The 18,368-nt window shown below is 63.7% G+C and carries 12 protein-coding genes; 5 read left to right on the forward strand and 7 right to left on the reverse strand.

What is annotated here, in order from left to right; translation table 11 throughout:
- Positions 1 to 55: 55 nt before the first annotated feature.
- Positions 56 to 1,120, forward strand: coding sequence for a uroporphyrinogen decarboxylase (gene hemE, locus AC2CGW_RS20360; protein WP_186665628.1), 1,065 nt, complete (start codon positions 56 to 58; stop codon positions 1,118 to 1,120).
- 117 nt (positions 1,121 to 1,237) lie between these two features.
- Positions 1,238 to 1,585, forward strand: coding sequence for a YgiW/YdeI family stress tolerance OB fold protein (locus AC2CGW_RS20365; protein ID WP_186665630.1), 348 nt, complete (start codon positions 1,238 to 1,240; stop codon positions 1,583 to 1,585).
- Positions 1,586 to 1,633: 48 nt separating this feature from the next.
- On the opposite strand, the gene AC2CGW_RS20370 is transcribed toward AC2CGW_RS20365, so the two are convergent.
- A complete protein-coding gene (locus AC2CGW_RS20370) occupies positions 1,634 to 2,878 on the reverse strand; it encodes an MFS transporter (protein WP_186721465.1) in 1,245 nt (414 codons plus the stop codon).
- A gap of 107 nt (positions 2,879 to 2,985) precedes the next feature.
- Here AC2CGW_RS20370 and AC2CGW_RS20375 point away from each other — a divergent pair, with 107 nt between their 5' ends.
- Together AC2CGW_RS20375 and AC2CGW_RS20380 are read left to right on the forward strand one after the other, a co-directional pair.
- Positions 2,986 to 3,891 carry a LysR family transcriptional regulator gene (locus tag AC2CGW_RS20375; RefSeq protein ID WP_186721463.1) on the forward strand — a complete coding sequence of 302 codons (906 nt, stop codon included), beginning with the start codon at positions 2,986 to 2,988 and terminating at the stop codon, positions 3,889 to 3,891.
- Between the two features lie 52 nt (positions 3,892 to 3,943).
- Positions 3,944 to 4,717 (forward strand): ParA family protein, encoded by a 774-nt coding sequence (locus tag AC2CGW_RS20380; protein ID WP_054891199.1) that lies wholly within the window; start codon positions 3,944 to 3,946, stop codon positions 4,715 to 4,717.
- A 191-nt stretch (positions 4,718 to 4,908) separates the two neighbouring features.
- On the opposite strand, the gene selO is transcribed toward AC2CGW_RS20380, so the two are convergent.
- From selO to betI, 6 genes are all read right to left on the reverse strand, one after another.
- The gene (selO, locus tag AC2CGW_RS20385; RefSeq protein ID WP_186665635.1) at positions 4,909 to 6,369 is read right to left on the reverse strand and encodes a protein adenylyltransferase SelO; all 1,461 of its coding nucleotides are present in this window, start codon (positions 6,367 to 6,369) and stop codon (positions 4,909 to 4,911) included.
- 162 nt (positions 6,370 to 6,531) lie between these two features.
- Complete coding sequence (mscK, locus tag AC2CGW_RS20390; RefSeq protein WP_411383452.1) at positions 6,532 to 9,840, reverse strand: mechanosensitive channel MscK; 3,309 nt, start codon at positions 9,838 to 9,840, stop codon at positions 6,532 to 6,534.
- 34 nt (positions 9,841 to 9,874) lie between these two features.
- The gene (locus AC2CGW_RS20395) at positions 9,875 to 11,617 is read right to left on the reverse strand and encodes a potassium/proton antiporter (protein WP_186666100.1); all 1,743 of its coding nucleotides are present in this window, start codon (positions 11,615 to 11,617) and stop codon (positions 9,875 to 9,877) included.
- Positions 11,618 to 11,888: 271 nt separating this feature from the next.
- Positions 11,889 to 13,586 (reverse strand): choline dehydrogenase, encoded by a 1,698-nt coding sequence (gene betA / locus AC2CGW_RS20400; protein WP_186665639.1) that lies wholly within the window; start codon positions 13,584 to 13,586, stop codon positions 11,889 to 11,891.
- A gap of 76 nt (positions 13,587 to 13,662) precedes the next feature.
- The gene (gene betB / locus AC2CGW_RS20405; protein WP_186665641.1) at positions 13,663 to 15,135 is read right to left on the reverse strand and encodes a betaine-aldehyde dehydrogenase; all 1,473 of its coding nucleotides are present in this window, start codon (positions 15,133 to 15,135) and stop codon (positions 13,663 to 13,665) included.
- A gap of 30 nt (positions 15,136 to 15,165) precedes the next feature.
- A complete protein-coding gene (gene betI / locus AC2CGW_RS20410; RefSeq protein ID WP_186665643.1) occupies positions 15,166 to 15,831 on the reverse strand; it encodes a transcriptional regulator BetI in 666 nt (221 codons plus the stop codon).
- A gap of 534 nt (positions 15,832 to 16,365) precedes the next feature.
- Between betI and AC2CGW_RS20415 the strand changes: the two genes are divergently transcribed.
- On the forward strand, positions 16,366 to 18,312 hold the full coding sequence (locus AC2CGW_RS20415; protein ID WP_346655478.1) for a BCCT family transporter: 1,947 nt from the start codon (positions 16,366 to 16,368) through the stop codon (positions 18,310 to 18,312).
- The last annotated feature ends 56 nt before the right edge of the window (positions 18,313 to 18,368 follow it).

Here is an 18,368-nt window from a genome sequence, read left to right on the forward strand (position 1 = left end):
TGCCTTTTGTGCTGGCGTCTGAGAAAATGCCCGCACTTTTTTGCTGGATGCCGACATGACTGCCCTGAAGAACGATCGTTTCCTGCGTGCACTGCTCAAGCAACCCGTAGACGTGACCCCGGTGTGGATGATGCGCCAGGCGGGCCGCTACCTGCCGGAGTATCGCGCCAGCCGCGCCAATGCCGGCGACTTCATGAGCCTGTGCATGAACCCGCAGTTCGCCTGTGAGGTGACGCTCCAGCCGTTGGACCGCTACCCGCTCGACGCCGCAATCCTCTTCTCCGACATCCTCACCATCCCCGATGCCATGGGCCAGGGCCTGTACTTCGAGACGGGCGAAGGTCCACGTTTCAAGAAGGTCGTCAGCACCCTGGCCGATATCGAGGCGCTGCCGATCCCCGATCCGCACAAGGACCTGGGCTATGTGATGGACGCGGTCAGCACCATCCGCCGTGAGCTCAACGGGCGCGTGCCACTGATCGGCTTCTCCGGCAGCCCCTGGACCCTGGCGACCTACATGGTCGAGGGCGGCTCGTCGAAGGACTTCCGCAAGACCAAGGCGATGCTGTACGACCAGCCCGAGGCCATGCACCTGCTGCTCGACAAGCTGGCGCAGTCGGTCACCAGCTACCTCAACGGCCAGATCAAGGCCGGCGCCCAGGCCGTGCAGATCTTCGACACCTGGGGCGGGGCGCTGTCGGCAGCGGCCTATCAGGAGTTCTCCCTGGCCTACATGCGCAAGATCGTCAGCGGTCTGATTCGCGAGCATGAAGGGCGCAAGGTGCCGGTCATCCTGTTCACCAAGAACGGCGGCCTGTGGCTGGAAAGCATCGCCGAGGCCGGTGCCGACGCGCTGGGGCTGGACTGGACCTGCGAGATCGGCGACGCCCGTCGTCGCGTCGGCGACAAGGTCGCGCTGCAGGGCAACATGGACCCGACCGTGCTGTACGCCAAGCCTGAGGCGATCCGCAACGAAGTGCAGCGGATCCTGGCCAGCTACGGGCAGGGCAGCGGCCATGTGTTCAACCTGGGTCATGGCATCACGCCGGAGGTGGACCCGGAACATGCCGGTGTGTTCATCAACGCCGTGCACGAGTTCTCGGCGCAATATCACCAGTAGAATCGGCGTGTTCGGCAAAAAGCCCGGCCCTGTGCCGGGCTTTTTGCTTCATTAAGCTTGAATTCAGCGATCGTCGGTAATCTGGTGCCATCAAAACGCAAACAGGACCCGATCATCATGAAAGCTCGCTATCTCGCCCTCATCCTCGCCCCTCTGTTCAGCACCGCCGCCCTGGCTTCCAGTTACACCGGCCCAGGTGCCCAAGCGGTGACTACTGTCGCCGCCGCCAAGGAAGCCGCTGACGACACTCCCGTGGTGCTGCAGGGCTACGTGACCAAGAAGATCAACAACGACGACAAGTATGAGTTCAAGGACAACACCGGCACCATCACCGTCGAAATCGACAACGAAGACCTGCCGCCGACGCCGTTCAACGACAAGACCAAGGTCAAGCTGACCGGCGAGGTGGAGAAACACCTGATGAGCCGTGAGGTGGATGTGGATATCGTTGAGATCGTCAACTGACGAAGGCTGCTTCGCGGCGGTTCGGCGCCCCGAACCGCCGCGAATGCCTCACACCGACTTAGGTGCCAACTTGCTCAGGCGCAACGCCACCAGCAATGCCACTGCCAGCAAACTGCCGATGAACAGGCCGATGCCATTCCACCCGGCGTAATGCCAGAACATCCCGCCCGCCGTCCCGGCGACACTCGATCCTGCGTAATAGCAGAACAGGTACAACGAAGACGCCTGCCCCTTGGCCTTGAGCGCGCGTCGGCCGATCCAGCTGCTGGCCACCGAATGGGCGCCGAAGAAGCCGAAGGTGAACACCAGCATTCCGACGATCACCACTGGCAACGGGGTGAACAGAGTCATCAGCATGCCACCGGCCATCACCAGGATGCTCGCCCAGAACACCCTGCGACGCCCCAGCCGATCGGCCAGCGCGCCAACCTGCGCCGAGCTGTAGATGCCCGACAGGTACACCACCGACAGCAAGCCGACCAGCGCCTGGTTCATGTGATAGGGCTCGGCCAGCAGGCGATAGCCGATGTAGTTGAACAGAGTGACGAAGGCGCCCATCAGCAGGAAGGCTTCGAGGAACAGCCAGGGCAGGCCGGCATCCTTGAAGTGCATGAGGAAGCCGTCGAGTAGATTGCGCGGCTTCAGCGACTGCGCGCGGAAGTTGCGCGATTCCGGCAGCACCTTCCAGAACACTACCGCGGCCAGCAGCGCCAGGCTGCCGATCACCAGCATCGCGGTGTGCCAGCTGACGAAGTCGATCAGCACCCCGGTGATCAGCCGTCCGCTCATCCCGCCGATGGCATTGCCACCGATGTACAGGCCCATGGCCAGGCCGATGTGCTGCGGGTGGATTTCCTCGCTCAGGTAGGTCATTGCCACCGCCGCCAGGCCGCTCAGCGACAGGCCGACCAGTGCGCGGGTGGCAAGCACGCCTTCCCAGGTCGGCATCACTGCGCTGGCCAGTGTCGCCAGGGCAGCGCACACCAGGGCCGAGACCATCACCGGCTTGCGCCCGATGCGATCGGAAATAGGCCCGGTGACCAGCAGGCCGAACGCCAGCATGGCGGTGGACACCGAGAGCACCAGGCTGCTCTGCGCAGCATTGATCGAGAACTCCTGCGACAGCAGCGGCATCATCGGTTGCACGCAGTAGAGTAGGGCGAACGTGGCGAACCCGCCGCTGAACAGCGCCAGCACGGTTTTCATGAAGGCTGGGGTGCCTTTTTCGATCCACACGTCGTTCAGGGGAGGCACTTCGGGTTCGGCAGGAAGGAGGGCTACAGCAGTTTTCACGGGTGATACCTCTGGCGCAATGAAAAAAGCATATAGCTGGCTAATGATTAGATCCAATATATTGTTCGACCTATTTGATAGCTTTAGCGACTTATTTGGGGCCGATCATGGAACTGCGTCATCTGCGTTACTTCATCGCCGTCGCCGAAGAACTGCACTTCGGCCGTGCAGCCCAACAGTTGGGCATCTCCCAGCCACCCTTGAGCCAGCAGATACAGGCGCTGGAACAGGAGTTGGGCGCGCGTCTGTTCGAGCGCACCAATCGTCGAGTCGAGCTGAGCGAGGCTGGACGACTGTTTCTCGAGGAGGCACGCCAGGTGCTGGCGCAAGTCGACAAGGCGGCCGATGTGGCGCGTCGTGCGCAGTTGGGGGAACTGGGCGAGATGAAGATTGGCTTCACCTCGTCGGCGCCCTTCACCTCGAGGATTCCCCAGGCGATCCACGCCTTCCGCCAGCGCTTCCCGGCGGTGCACCTGCACCTCAAGGAGATGAGCAGCCGCGAGGTGGTCGACGCGGTGTTCGACGAATCCATCGAGGTCGGCCTGATGCGTCCGCTGCCGGTGCCGGAAGGGCTGGCGGTCACCGAGTTGTTTCGCGAGCCGCTGGTCGTGGTGCTCAATGCCTCCCATCCGCTGGCGCTGGGCGGCGAGCAGGGCCTGTATATGCGGGACCTGGCTCACGAGCCGTTCGTATTCTTCCCACGCAGCTACGGCAGCGGTCTGTATGCGCAATTGATGGACCTGGCACGCCAGGCTGGCTTCAGCCCGCATTTTGCTCAGGAAGCCGGTGAGGCGCTGACCATCATCGGGTTGGTCTCGGCGGGCCTCGGGGTATCGGTGCTGCCAGCGTCGTTCCAGCGCATCCGCATCGATGGCGTGGTGTACCGCACGCTGCTCGACGAGCAGGCGAGCAGTGCGGTCTGGCTGGTGCGCCGCGAGGGCGCGGGCTCTGCGATGGCGAGGGCATTCGTCGATCTGCTGGCGGGGTTGGAAAAGCCCGAAGGTGCTGGCTAAACCGCCGCGCCGGACACATACTCGGGCATTCCCTGATACACGGAGGTCAGTCATGCGGCGCGTGGTGTTCAATCAGAAAGGTGGCGTGGGCAAGTCGAGCATCGCCTGCAACCTGGCGGCGGTCAGTGCCAACGAAGGCTACCGGACCCTGTTGATCGACCTGGATGCCCAGGCCAACTCGACCCAGTACCTGACCGGTTTGACGGGTGACGATATCCCCATGGGTATTGCCGATTTCTTCAAGCAGAGCCTGTCCAGCGGGCCGTTCAGCAAGAAGAACAAGGTCGATATCTACGAAACGCCCTTCGACAACCTGCACGTGGTCACCGCCACCGCCGAGCTGGCCGACCTGCAGCCCAAGCTCGAGGCCAAGCACAAGATCAACAAGCTGCGCAAATTGCTCGATGAGCTGGACGAAGACTACGAGCGGATCTACATCGACACCCCGCCAGCGTTGAATTTCTATGCGGTTTCCGCGTTGATCGCCGCAGATCGTGTGCTGATTCCCTTCGATTGCGACAGCTTCTCGCGCCAGGCCCTGTACGGCCTGCTGGCCGAGATCGAGGAACTCAAGGACGACCACAACGAAGACCTCCAGGTAGAGGGCATCGTGGTCAACCAGTTCCAGTCACGGGCCAGCCTGCCTCAGCAGATGCTCGACGAGCTGCTCGCCGAGGGCCTGCCGGTGCTGCCGGTGTACCTGGGCAGCTCGGTGAAGATGCGCGAATCCCACCACGCCAGCCTGCCGCTGATTCACCTGGAGCCGCGGCACAAGCTGACACAGCAGTTTGTCGAGCTGCACTCGCTGCTCGAAGAAAACGCTTAGATCCCTTGCCTGCGCACCCACTCCAGCAATGACTGGAGTGGAAACGCCCCCGCTGCGCGGTGAATGGCACCGGCTTTGCCGGTGTTCGCGGGCAAGTCGGGGCGCCGAACCGCCGCTCCCACAGGGATGGATTGCCCCCAAGAAGTTGGACACCAATCCAACCCTTGGGGGCAGTCCAGGTCAGTCGTAGTTCAGGAAGAGCAGCTGATTTCCAGGTGCTTGCCCCACTCCGGTGGCCGCTCGGCATAGGCATGCATCCCGGGCTGCTCCTCGAACGGCTTGCACAGGACCTGGTGCAGGCGTCGCACTTCACTGTAGTCCCCGCCCTCTGCCGCTTCGATGGCGCGCTGCGCGAGATAGTTACGCAGGATGTACAGCGGGTTGACCGCATGCATGCGCTCACGCCGACCCTGCGCGTTACCCGCTTCGCGCTGGCAGCGCGCCAGGTAGTCGGCGCCCCAGGCGTCGAAGCCGGCGAGGTCGATGAAGTCATCGCGAACCACCTGCAGTGCCTGTTCCACAGGTTGCTCGCCAAGGCGGCGGAAGAACAGGGTGTAGTCCACGCCGCCACTCTGCATGCGTTGCAGCAGGCGTTCGACCAGGGCCATGTCGCCGTCTTCGGCGGTGGTCAGGCCCAGTCGTCGGCGCATCAGGTCCAGGTAGTGCGCCTGGTACAGCGGCAGGAACAGCCCCAGGGTTTCCTTGAGCGCATCTACTTCGATCACCTTGGTCAGGGCCTGGGCCAGGGCGCTCAGGTTCCAGTGGGCGATCGGCACCTGGTTGGCGTAGCTGTAGCGGCCGCGGTCGTCGGAGTGGTTGCAGATGAAGTTGGCGTCGAAGTCGTCGAGGAAGGCATAGGGGCCAAAATCGAAGGTGATGCCCAGGATCGACATGTTGTCGGTGTTCATCACCCCGTGGCAGAAACCATAGGCCTGCCAGCGCGCGATCAGCTCGGCGTTGCGCTCGACGATGGTGCGGAACATCGCCAGGTAGGGCTGCTCGGCGTCGCGACACTCGGGGTAGTGCTGTTCGAGCACGTGGTCGATGAGCACGCGTTGCTGCTCGGGCTGCTGGGTGTAGTAGAAGTATTCGAAATGACCGAAGCGCACGTGGCTCTGCGCCAGGCGTAGCAGCATGGCCGCGCTTTCACGGGTCTCGCGCCACACCGGGGTGCTCGAACCCACCACGCACAGCGCCCGGCTGCTGGGGATGCCCAGGGCGTGCAGTGCTTCTGAAGCAAGGAACTCGCGGATCGACGAGCGCAGCACCGCGCGGCCGTCGCCCATGCGCGAGTACGGTGTCTGGCCGGCGCCCTTGAGGTGCAGGTCCCAATGCTCGCCGGCATCGTTCAGCACCTCGCCCAGCAGCAGGCCGCGGCCGTCCCCCAGGCGCGGGTTGTAAGAGCCGAACTGATGGCCGGAATAGACCATCGCCCGTGGGTCGGCTTCTTCCCAGAGCTTGTGGCCGCTGAACAGCTCGGCGAACACGGGCTCATCGGCCTGGGCTGGGTCGAGGTCGAGCAGGGCCATGGCCGATTCACTGGCGACCACCAGGCGCGGCTCGGCAATCGGCTCGGGCAGCACCTGGGTGGAGTAGGTGTCGCCGAGTTGGGCGAAGCGGTTATCGAAGGTGAGTTGGTCGAGGGCTTTCACGGGGCCGGCTCCTGAAGTCTGGACATCGGGGCCGCCTTGCGGCCCTTCGCGGGCAAGCCCGCTCCCACAGGTAATGCGCGGTCTCTGTAGGAGCGGGCTTGCCCGCGAACGAGGGCGCAGCCCTCGCAGGGATTCTGCACAGAATAAAGTATTCGAGTGCACTCAGACCGATGCAGTGCCATCGGATTTCGGTTGCTCCAGCGGGATCATCTGCTGCTTGCCGCCCTTGGTGTCCATCAGGAACACCTCCACCTGGCGGACCGAGATCTTGATGTCGTGGGCCTTGAACTCACGGTTGATATAGCGGTTGATCTCGTCCAGCGTCGGGTTGCGGTCGCCCAGGTCGCGCACGTGCATGCGCAACTCATGATCCAGCGAGCTTTCGCCGAACTGCAGGAAATACACGATCGGCTCAGGGTCCTTGAGCACACGTGGGTTTTCATGGGCGCCCTTGAGCAGCAGCTCGCGCACCAGGTCCAGGTCGGAGCCGTAGTCGATGCCCAGCTTGAGCGTCACCCGTGTAACGGTGTCGGTCAGCGACCAGTTGATCAACTGGCCAGTGATGAACGTCTTGTTGGGGACGATGATGTCCTTGCGGTCGAAGTCGGTGATGGTCGTGGCGCGAATGCGGATCTTGCTCACCGTGCCGGACAGGTTGCCGATGGTGATGGTGTCGCCGATCCGCACCGGGCGCTCGAACAGGATCATGATGCCGGAGATGAAGTTGGCGAAGATCTCCTGCATGCCGAAGCCCAGGCCCAGAGACAGGGCGGCGACCAGCCATTGCAGCTTGTCCCAGCTCACCCCGAGGGTGGCCAGGGTGCTGACGATGCCCACGCCGACAATCACGTAGGACAGCAGCGTGGTGATCGCGTAGGCACTGCCCTGGGCCAGGCTCAGGCGCGACAGTACCAGCACTTCCAGCAGGCCCGGCAGGTTGCTGGCCAGGGCGATGGTGATGCCGGCGATGACCAGTGCACCGAGCAGGTCGCCGAGGCTGATCGGCACCATGCTGGCCGTTGCGCCGGTGCCGCTGGCGTATTCGTACAGGGTGACGTTGTTGAGGTAGGAGAATACGGTGATCAGGTCCGACCATACCCAGTACAACCCACCGATGAAGCCGCCGAGCAGGGCCAGGCGGATCAGGCGCAAGGACTGCTGGTTGACCTGCTCGATGTCCAGGGTCGGTTCCTCGACGATGACTTCGCCGTCCAGGCCTTCCTTGGCGGCCGCGCGCTTGCTCAACGCGCGCTGGTAGGCCAGGCGTCGCGCCGCCACCGACAGGCCGCGAACGAACGCCGCCTCGATCACCAGCCAGAACAGCAGCAGGTAGAGGGTGTAGATCAGGCGGTCGGTGAGTTTCAGTGCGGTGTAGTAGTAGCCGAAGCACACCGCGACGAACAGCGCGATCGGCAGCGCGGTGAACGCTACCCCGACCGCCTTGCGGAACAGCGATGTGTCACGGTGTGCCGGGCTGCTCAGCAGCAGACGGCTGAGCAGCCAGGCCATCAGCGCATAGCAGGCCAGCACCACGCCGATGCCCAGCACGTCGTCGGCCAGCGCCGAAGGCTGGTGTTCGGCCACCGCGACCACACCCACCAGGGCCAGCACCACCGTGCCGAGCCTGCGTACCCAACCGCGCAGGAACTCGACCTGCGGCTTGTGCCAGCGGAAGTGCACCTCGGCCACGCCTCCGGGGGCCAGCACGCGGTAGGCGGTGTAGAACACCAGCCAGGCCTGGGCCAGTTGCCACAGCGCGGCGCCGAGATTGGCGTTCTGGCCGCGGGCGTCGATCTGCAAGGCATAGCTGCACAGTGCCAGGCCCAGGCTTACCGGCATGGCCAGGAGGATGTTGATCAGGATCGCCTGGGGGGTGTGCCACTGGCTGTCGCGACGGAAGTGGCCGATATCCTGGTGCACCTTGCCCAGGCGCTGGTACAGGTACTTGCGCCTCCACAGCAGTGCGCCGATCACCAGCAGCAGCGGCAGGAACAGCAGTGGGCGCTGGCTCAGGCCGTCGGCCAGTTCCTTGATGCCCGAACCCCAGGGCAGGCTGGCGACCTGGTCGGCGAAGCGCTCGGGCACATAGCGCAGCCAGTCCCAGTCCAGCGGCTTGTTGCTGGGTATCCAGAACATCTGCTCATCGAGGGTGGTGCGCAGATTCTGCGCGGTGCCCAGCAGCTGCTTCTGGTTGAGCTGCAGGGTGATGGATTCGTTGAGCAGTGCCGACAGCTCGCGGTTCAGGCGCTCGAGCAGGTCGCTGCGGGTGATGGCGACTTCCAGCAGTGCCTTGCGCAGTTGCGGGGTGACGTCCTGCTCAGGCTGGGTGGACAGCAGCTTGTCGACATAGCTGACCGGGCTGCTCATCTGCTCGCGCTGCTGGTTGACCTCGAACTGGTACAGGCGGATATCGGCGATCTGGTCGGCCAGGTCGCGATCCACCTTCAGGTGCGGCAGCGCCTGCTTCTGCTTGTAAAGGATCTTCGACAGCAGCAGGCTGCCCTTGAGTACGTTGATCTGCTCGTCCAGCGCCTGGTCGGCCTGGGTCAGGGTGTCGAGCTGCTGCTTGGTCTGCAGGTTCTGCTGGGTGAGTTCGTTGAGGCGGTCGGTGCTGCGCAGCAGGTAGTCGGAGAGCTTGAGGTTGGCGGCGCTCTCGTTGGCCAGCAGGGTGCTGCCGCCGGCCTTCTGCGCTTCGATCGACTGCTGGGTGACGGTCTGTTGCGACTGTGCCAGGCGTTTCTCGTTGATCAGTGTCTGCAGGTCCTGGATTTCTTGCTCAAGGCGTGTGGCACGCTCGATCAGCAGGTCGTGGCGGGCGTTGCCCAGATCCTGCAGCAGGCTGTTGCCGGCCAGCTCCTGGCGGCGCAGCAGGGTGAGGGCGTTGAGCGAGGCCAGTTCGGCGTTGAGCTGGTTGCGCTGGTCGACGGAAATCGCCTTGCCGTTGTCCTTGCCTGATTTCAGCGCGTTGTTGATCTGCTGGGCGCGGGTCTGGTTGTTGCTGATCTCGGCCTGGGCACGTTCGGGGCGGGTCTGGGAGTTGATGATCAGGCTGTTGGCTTCGGACAGCGCCTTTTGCAGCTCGCCCTGCTGGGTGCTGCGTTCGCTGAGCATCTGCTCGAGCTGCGGCACGCTGAGGCTGGCATAGCGCTGGGCCACGGGCGTGACCTTAGTGTCCTTGAGCTTGGCCAGTTCGCGCTGGCTGTCGCGGGTTTCCTGAGGGGCGCCGGCCAATTGCTGCTTGAGGTCGGCGAGTTTCTTCTCGCTATCCTCTTTGCTGGCGATCAACGCGAGGGTCTGCTCCAGCACCTGCTGGAGCGCCTTCTGCTCGGGCTCCGGCAGCTTGCGCTCGGCAATCTTGTCGAGGCTGTTCTGGATGCCGGGAGCGGCCGGCACCTCGGCCGCCACGGCGGCGAACGACAGGGAAAGGCACAGCCCCAGCAGGGCTGCGCGGACATACACGCGCAGGGACATAGGCAGACTACTTGCGAGAGGGCACGAACGGAGTTTAGAGGAACAACCCCGGGCCGGGCCGGGTTCCTTCGGGGAATCTGACGCCCACTTTCTGGATCTTGTTCCCGTCCATGGTCGCGACTGTCCAGATCGTGCTGTGCCATTCGACCTGGTCGCCTACGACTGGAGCGCCTCCGACCTTCTGTCGGATGAACTGCGCCAACGGCATTTTCGCATCCAGCCCGTCGAGCTTCAGGCCATAAAGTGCTGCCACCGCGCCGAGCTCGGCATCGCCTTCGAGGACGAAGTCACCGAAGAAGCGCAGGTCCAGGCCGCGCTGTGGCGCCTGGCTGAACAGTTTGCCCAGGGCTGGCAGGTTGTGCTCATGGCCGATCACGCAGAGCATGTCGCCGACCTCCAGCACGGTACTGCCCGAGGGGTGCAGCAACTGCTCGCCACGGAACAGCGCGGCAATGCGCGTGCCCTCGGGCATCTTCAGCTCGCGCAGGGCTGCGCCGATGCACCATTTTTCCGCGCCCAGGCGGTAGACGAACAGCTCCCATTCGCTGGTGATGTGCACCTCCAGCGCCGAGCGCGAGATCGGCGCTGGATCTGGCGGCACCGTGACCTTCAGCAGCTTGGCCATCCACGGCAGGCTGGTGCCTTGCACCAGCAGCGACACCAGCACGATGAAGAACGCCAGGTTGAAGAACAACTGCGCATCGGGCAGGCCCGCCATCAGCGGGAACACCGCAAGGATGATCGGTACCGCGCCGCGCAGGCCAACCCAGGAAATGAAGCCCTTTTCGCGGCCGTGGAACGCCTTGAACGGCAGCAGTGCGGCCAGCACCGACAGTGGGCGGGCGAAGAGGATCATCCACAGCGCCAGGCCCAGGGCGGGCAGGGCGATGGGCAGCAGGTCGTGCGGGGTGACCAGCAGCCCCAGCACCAGGAACATGCCGATCTGCGCCAGCCAGGCCATGCCGTCGAGCATGTGCAGGATGCCGTGGCGGCTGCGGATCGGCTTGTTGCCCAGCACCAGGCCGCACAGGTAGACGGCAAGGAAGCCGCTGCCGTGCAGGGCGTTGGTCAGGGAGAACACCACCAGGCCCCCGGCGATCACCAGGATCGGGTACAGGCCACCGGCCAGGTTGATGCGGTTGACCAGTTGCAGCATCAGCCAGCCGCCACCCAGGCCCAGCAGGCCGCCGATGCCGAACTCGCGGATCAGGTGGGTCAGCAGGCTCCAGTGCAGGCCGGTCTGGCCGCTGGCGATCATGTCGATCAGGGTGACGGTGAGGAACACCGCCATCGGGTCGTTGCTGCCCGACTCGATCTCGAGCGTCGCCGTGACCCGTTCGTTCAGGCCTTTGCCACCGAGCAGCGAGAAAACCGCCGCGGCGTCGGTAGAGCCGACGATGGCACCGATGAGCAGGCCCTGGATCAGGCTCAGGTCGAACAGCCAGGCAGCGACCATGCCGGTCAGGCCCGTGGTGATGAGCACGCCCACCGTGGCCAGCGACAAGGCTGGCCACAGGGCTACGCGGAAACTCGCTACCCGCGTGCGCAGGCCGCCGTCGAGCAGGATCACGGCAAGCGCGAGGTTGCCCACCAGGTAGGCGGTCGGGTAGTTGTTGAAGATGATGCCGCCACCATCGACACCGGCGACCATGCCGACCGCGAGGATGATGACCAGGATAGGGATGCCCAGACGCGACGACAGAGAGCTGACCAGGATACTTGCGCCCACCAGCAATGCGCCGATCAGAAACAGGCTGTTGATGGTGCTGGCATCCAAAGGCAGGTACTCCGGGATATCGCGGAAAGATGACTTGACTCGCAAGTCGCGTGCCAATCGATTCTAACCTGATGAATTGCCAGCATGTAAAGCGTTTCTGCAGATGTACAAAAGGCACCGCGGTGGGTGCCTTTTGTTGTGTTGCCTATGCGGGCCCTTTCGCGGGCAAGCCCGCTCCCACAGATTCACCACAGGCATGAAGACTTGTGCAGTACCTGTGGGGAGCTGGCTTGTCGGGGCGACGAACCGCCGCGAAGAGCCCGGTGCAGGATTACGCCTGCTTCACCTCACGCATCGGCTTGCCCTTCACCGGCGCACCGTTGGCCTTGTAGTACTTGGCCGTGCTGCGTGGCAGTGGCTTGCGGCCACGGATCTTGTCGGAGATTTTCTCGGCGATCATGATCGTGGTGGCGTTGAGGTTGCCGGTGATGATGATCGGCATGATCGACGCATCGACCACACGCAGGCCTTGCATGCCATGCACGCGGCCTTCGCCATCGACCACCGCCATGTCGTCGGTGCCCATCTTGCACGAGCAGGATGGGTGGAACGCGGTTTCGGCGTGCTCGCGGATGAATTTGTCCAGCTCTTCATCGGTCTGCACGTGCGCGCCCGGGCTGATCTCGCGACCGCGATACGGGTCCAGCGCAGGCTGGGCCATGATCTCGCGGGTCAGGCGGATGCCGTCGCGGAACTCTTGCCAGTCCTGTTCGGTGGCCATGTAGTTGAACAGGATGCTCGGGTGCTGGCGCGGGTCCTTGGACTTGAGTTGGATGCGGCCACGGCTTGGCGAACGCATCGAGCCCATGTGCGCCTGGAAGCCATGTTCCTTCACGCCGTTGGAGCCGTTGTAGTTGATCGCCACCGGCAGGAAGTGGTACTGGATGTTCGGCCACTCGAACTCAGGGCGGGTGCGGATGAAACCACCGGCCTCGAACTGGTTGCTGGCGCCGATGCCGGTGCCGTTGAACAGCCACTCGGCACCGATGGCCGGCTGGTTCCACCACAGCAGCGATGGGTACAGCGACACCGGCTGGGTGCAGGCGTACTGCAGATACAGTTCCAGGTGGTCCTGCAGGTTCTCGCCGACGCCCGGCAGGTCGTGGACCACCGGAATGTCGAGGCTCTCCAGCAGGGCGCGCGGGCCGACACCGGAGCGCTGCAGCAACTGCGGCGAAGCGATGGCGCCGGAGCTGACGATGACTTCCTTGCGGGCACGGGCTTCGACGCGCTCTTCGCTGTCACCGACCAGATAGGTCACACCCACGGCGCGCTTGCCTTCGAAGAGTACGCGGTCGCTCAGGGCGTGAGTGACGATGGTCAGGTTCGGGCGTTTCTTGGCCTGGTCCAGGTAGCCGCGGGCGGTGCTGGAGCGACGACCGTTCTTGGTCACCGAACGGTCCATCGGTCCGAAGCCTTCCTGCTGGTAGCCGTTGAGGTCTTCGGTGCGTGGGTAACCGGCCTGTACACCGGCTTCGACCATGGCATGGAACAGCGGGTTGTTGCCGGCTTTTGGCGTGGCAACGCTGACCGGGCCGTCGCCACCGTGGTAGTCGTTCGGGCCGATGTCGCGGGTTTCGGCTTTCTTGAAGTAGGGCAGGCAGTCCAGGTAGGTCCAGTCTTCCAGGCCTGGCAGTTCGGCCCAGCCGTCGAAGTCCATGGCGTTGCCGCGGATGTAGCACATGCCGTTGATCAGCGAGGAGCCACCCAGGCCCTTGCCGCGGCCACATTCCATGCGGCGGCCATCCATGTGCGGTTCAGGGTCGGTCTCGTAGGCCCAGTTGTAGCGGCGGCCCTGCAGCGGGAAGGCCAGGGCGGCTGGCATCTGGGTGCGGAAATCGAAGCGGTAGTCGGGGCCGCCGGCTTCCAGCAGCAGCACCGAGACGCTGGCGTCTTCGGTCAGGCGGGTGGCCAGGGTGTTACCGGCCGAACCGGCACCGACGATGATGTAATCGTATTCTTGGGACATGCAAAGTACCCTCGTTGGCAGTGTTCAGGGGGCGGGAGTGCCCGTGCGCAAAGGCACGGGCGTGGCCAGACCGGTCTTAGAAGACCGAGTTGTAGCCGCCCAGCTCGACCTGCACCGACTTGATGCGAGTGTATTGAGCCAGCGAGCTGACGCCGTTCTCACGGCCGACGCCCGACTGCTTGTAGCCGCCAACCGGCATTTCGGCTGGCGATTCACCCCAGGCGTTGATCCAGCAGATACCGGCTTCGAGCTTGTGGATGATGCGGTGGGCGCGGGTGATGTCGTTGGTGCATACGCCCGCAGCCAGGCCGTACTCGGTGTCGTTGGCGCGGCGGATGACTTCTTCTTCGGTTTCGTAGGTGAGGATGCTCATCACCGGCCCGAAGATTTCTTCCTTGACGATGGTCATGTCGTCGCGGCAGTCGGTGAACACGGTCGGGGCGACGAAGGCGCCCTTGGCGAACGCGCCTTCGGTCAGACGCTCACCGCCGCACAGCACGCGGGCGCCTTCTTCCTTGCCCTTGGCGATGTAGCCCAGGACGCTTTCCATGTGCTGGAAGCTGACCAGCGGGCCGAAGTTGGTGTTCTCGTCTTCCGGGTTGCCGATGCGGATGCGGGCGACGCGCTCGGCGATCTTGGCTTCGAACGCCGCTTTCATCGCGACCGGGACGAACACGCGGGTGCCGTTGGTGCAGACCTGACCGGAGCTGTAGAAGTTGGCCATCATGGCGATGTCGGCGGCCTTGTCCAGGTCGGCGTCGTCGCAGATGATCAGCGGCGACTTGCCGCCCAGTTCCATGGTCACTTCCTTGAGCGAGGAGCTCGAGGCGCTGGCCATGACCTTCTTGCCGGTGGTGGTGCCGCCGGTGAAGGAGACTTTCTCGATGCGCGGGTGCTCGGTCAACAGGGTGCCGACTTCACGGCCGCTACCGGTCAGGACGTTGAACACGCCATCCGGCAGGCCGGCTTCGGTGAAGATCTCGGCCAGTTTCAGGGTGGTCAGCGAGGTGACTTCCGACGGCTTGAAGATCATCGCGTTGCCAGCGGCCAGGGCAGGCGCGGACTTCCACAGGGCGATCTGGATCGGGTAGTTCCACGCGCCGATACCGGCAGTCACGCCCAGTGGCTCGCGACGGGTGTAGACGAAGGACGATTCGCGCAGCGGGATCTGCTCACCTTCGATGGCCGGGACCAGGCCTGCGTAGTACTCCAGTACATCGGCACCGGTGACGATGTCGACGTAGCGGGTTTCGGAGTACGACTTGCCGGTGTCCAGGGTTTCCAGCATGGCCAGCTCGTCGTTGCGCTCGCGCAGGATGTCGACGGCGCGGCGCAGGATGCGCGAACGCTGCATGGCTGTCATCGCGGCCCAGACTTTCTGGCCACGTTCGGCGCTCTCGACGGCGCGCTCGACGTCAGCCTCGGTCGCACGCTGGACGTGGGCAAGGACTTCGCCGGTGGCCGGGTTGATGGCCTCGAAGGTGGCATCGCTGCCAGCGTCGACATAACCACCATCGATGTAGAGTTTTTGCGTTCCGAAACGGGCCATAGAGTCCTCGCAAGTGCAGTGTGTGATTGGCTAGCCGCGTCGTGCTCCTGCCGATTGGGCAGTCGCTGCGTGCGATCGTTCAGCCGCCTGGGGGTTGGAATCCAGGTCGTGCTGCTTAGCCAGTTGTAGATCCATGTATTCGTAGGCGATCCGTATTGCCTGCTCTGTGTCGAACGCGTCGCCCGAGAGCGCACCGCGCAGCCACAGGCCGTCGATCAGGGCCGCCAGCCCGCGAGCGGCCTTGCGCGCATGGTAGAGCGGCAAGACACGGCGGAACTGGCAGCACAGGTTGGAGTAAAGGCGGTGATCGTTGATCCGCTGCAACCTGTGCAAGGACGGCTGGTGCATGCTGGCGGCCCAGAAGGCCAACCAGGTTTTCATTGCCGGGCCGCTGACCTGGCTTGCGTCGAAGTTGCCTTCGACGATCACTCTCAGGTGCGCCCGCGGGCTGTCGTCTGTGAGGGCTTGTCGGCGGGCGACGGTGCCTTCGCTCAACGCGTTCATGAGGTAGCGCATGGTCGCTGCGATCAGGCCGTTCTTGTCCTGAAAGTAGTGACTGATGATGCCGTTCGACACACCGGCCAAACGGGCAATCAGCGCAATGCTGGCATCTCCCAGACCGACCTGGTCGACAGCCTGCAATGTGGCGTCGATCAACTGCTGGCGGCGGATGGGTTGCATACCGACCTTGGGCATCTTGCTATCTCCTCAGGCCTGCGAGCGGACGACCTGCATCCGACTCGGCAAGGGCCAGTCTATTTTGTTTTGATTGAACGTTCAATCAATAAAGAATAAGCTCTGCGACAATTTGTGCCATTGACAGTTTTTCAGGCGGTCGAGAAAGCACGGATTGACACCCCAGGAAAACGTGTAACCCCCGGAATACAAGGCGTTGACGGGCAAGAACGATGCATGGGCAGATTCTGCCGAGCGGTCGATGACCGCGCGGACGACCCTTGGAGCGGGTCAGGCGAGCTGTGACGAATGCGCGCATCCAGCAAGGATGGCAGCGTTCAGGCAGTGCCCGCCGGTCTGTTTAATTGCAGCGTTTCGATTCGGGATCACGGTTTCCAGGGTGCTTTTATAACACCTGACGCAGTGGGGCTATTGCACCAATTGCGCGGGAACTGACTGATTAGCCTCCACAGCCTTACTGCCCGGAGCATTCGTGCAATGAGTTCTGCCTCCCTGACAAAGCCCCCCGCCGAGAGGGTTCGGGTCAACCGCGTGGTGTTCTTCACCTCCGCGCTGCTGGTCCTCGCGTTGACTGCCTTGCTTATCGCTGTACCCGAAACCGCCGGCCAGGTGCTGGGCGTGGCCCAGAGATGGCTGACGCGCACCTTCGGCTGGTACTACATGCTGGTGATCTGTGGTTACCTCGTGTTCGTCGTCTTCCTGGCCTTCTCCGACTACGGCAAGCTCAAGCTGGGCGGCAAGGATGACCAGCCCGACTTCAGCTATGGCGCCTGGGCCGGCATGCTGTTCTCGTCCGGTATCGGTATCTCGCTGCTGTATTTCGGCGCATCCGAACCGCTGGACCACTACTTCAACCCGCCCGAAGGCACCCCCGCGAGCCTCGAAGCGGCGCGCCAGGGCCTGCAACTGACCTTCCTGCACTGGGGCCTGCATGGCTGGGCGATCTACGCCCTGGTGGGCCTGGCCGTGGGCTACTTCGCCTACCGCCACAACCAGCCGCTGGCGCTGCGTTCGGCGCTGTACCCGCTGGTCGGTGAGCGCTGGGTCAAGGGCGCGGCGGGCAACGCCGTGGACATCTTCGGCATGTTCGTCACCCTGCTGGGCCTGGTGACCAACCTGGGTATCGGTTCGATGCAGGTGTCTTCGGGCCTGGAATACCTGTTCGGCATGGACCACAGCAAGACCAACCTGCTGGTGGTCATTCTGGTGATGGCTGGGGTGGCCACCGTCGCCGCCGTGTCGGGGGTGGAAAACGGCATTCGCCGCCTGTCCAACCTGAACATCATGCTGTTCAGCGGCTTGCTGATCTTCGTCCTGCTTGGCGGCAACACCCTGCACCTGCTCAACGGCTTCGTGCAGAACGTCGGCGACTACCTCAACGGCATCGTGCTCAAGACCTTCGACCTCTACGTCTACGAGGGCGAGGCGGGCAAATCCGAGCGCTGGCTGGGTTTGTGGACCGTGTTCTACTGGGCCTGGTGGATCTCCTGGGGCCCGTTCGTCGGCATGTTCATCGCCCGTATCTCCAAGGGCCGTACCGTACGCCAGCTGGTCAGCGGCGTGCTGCTGATCCCGCTGGGCTTCACCCTGGCGTGGCTGTCGATCTTCGGCAACACCGCGTTGGACCTGGTAATCAACCAGGGCGCCGTGGAGCTGGGCAAGACCGCGTTGGAACAGCCGTCGATGTCGATCTACCAGTTGCTGGAATACTTCCCGGCGGCCAAGGTGGTGATCGGTGTGGCGGTGTTCGTCGGCTTCGTGCTGTTCCTCACCCCGGCCGACTCGGGTGCGGTGATGATGGCCAACCTTTCGTGCAAAGGTGGCCAGGTCGACGAGGACGCGCCGCACTGGATGGTGGTGTTCTGGTCGGTGATCATCACCCTGGTCACCATCGGCCTGCTGTTCGCCGGCAACTTCGAAGCCATGCAGACCATGGTGGTGCTGGCCGGCCTGCCGTTCTCGGTGGTGCTGGTGCTGTTCATGTTCGGCTTGTACAAGGCGATGAAGCAGGATGTCGCGGTCGAGCAGGAACGTGCGGAGCTGGCTGCCCGTGGCCGTCGTGGCTTCAGCGAGCGCCTCACGCAACTGGAGCTCGAGCCGACCCAGGCGGTGGTGCAGCGCTTCATGGACAAGCAGGTCAGCCCGGCCCTCAAGGAGGCGGCTGAACAACTGCGCGCCCAGGGCTTCGAGGTGGAGACCCGCGTCGGTCAGTCGCGCAACATGATGGGTGTGCGGGTGATGATGGAAGAGGGCAACCCCTTCGTCTATGAAGTCAGCCTGGACGGCTATCTGGCGGCACCGAGCGAGGCATCTGCCGGGGGCGAGCCTGAAGTGCGCCAGCGCTTCTACCGCGCCGAGGTGTACCTGCACAACGGTAGCCAGGAGTACGACCTGATGGGCTTCCTGCCCGAGCAGATCGTGCGCGATGTGCTCGATCAGTTCGAAAGCCATCGCCAGTTGCTGGGGCGTGTCTACAGCTGATCGCCCCTACGCGTGCTGTCATGAAAAGGCCCTGTCACACGACAGGGCCTTTTTGT

The organism is Pseudomonas sp. SYWMCR5 (genome assembly GCF_057197165.1).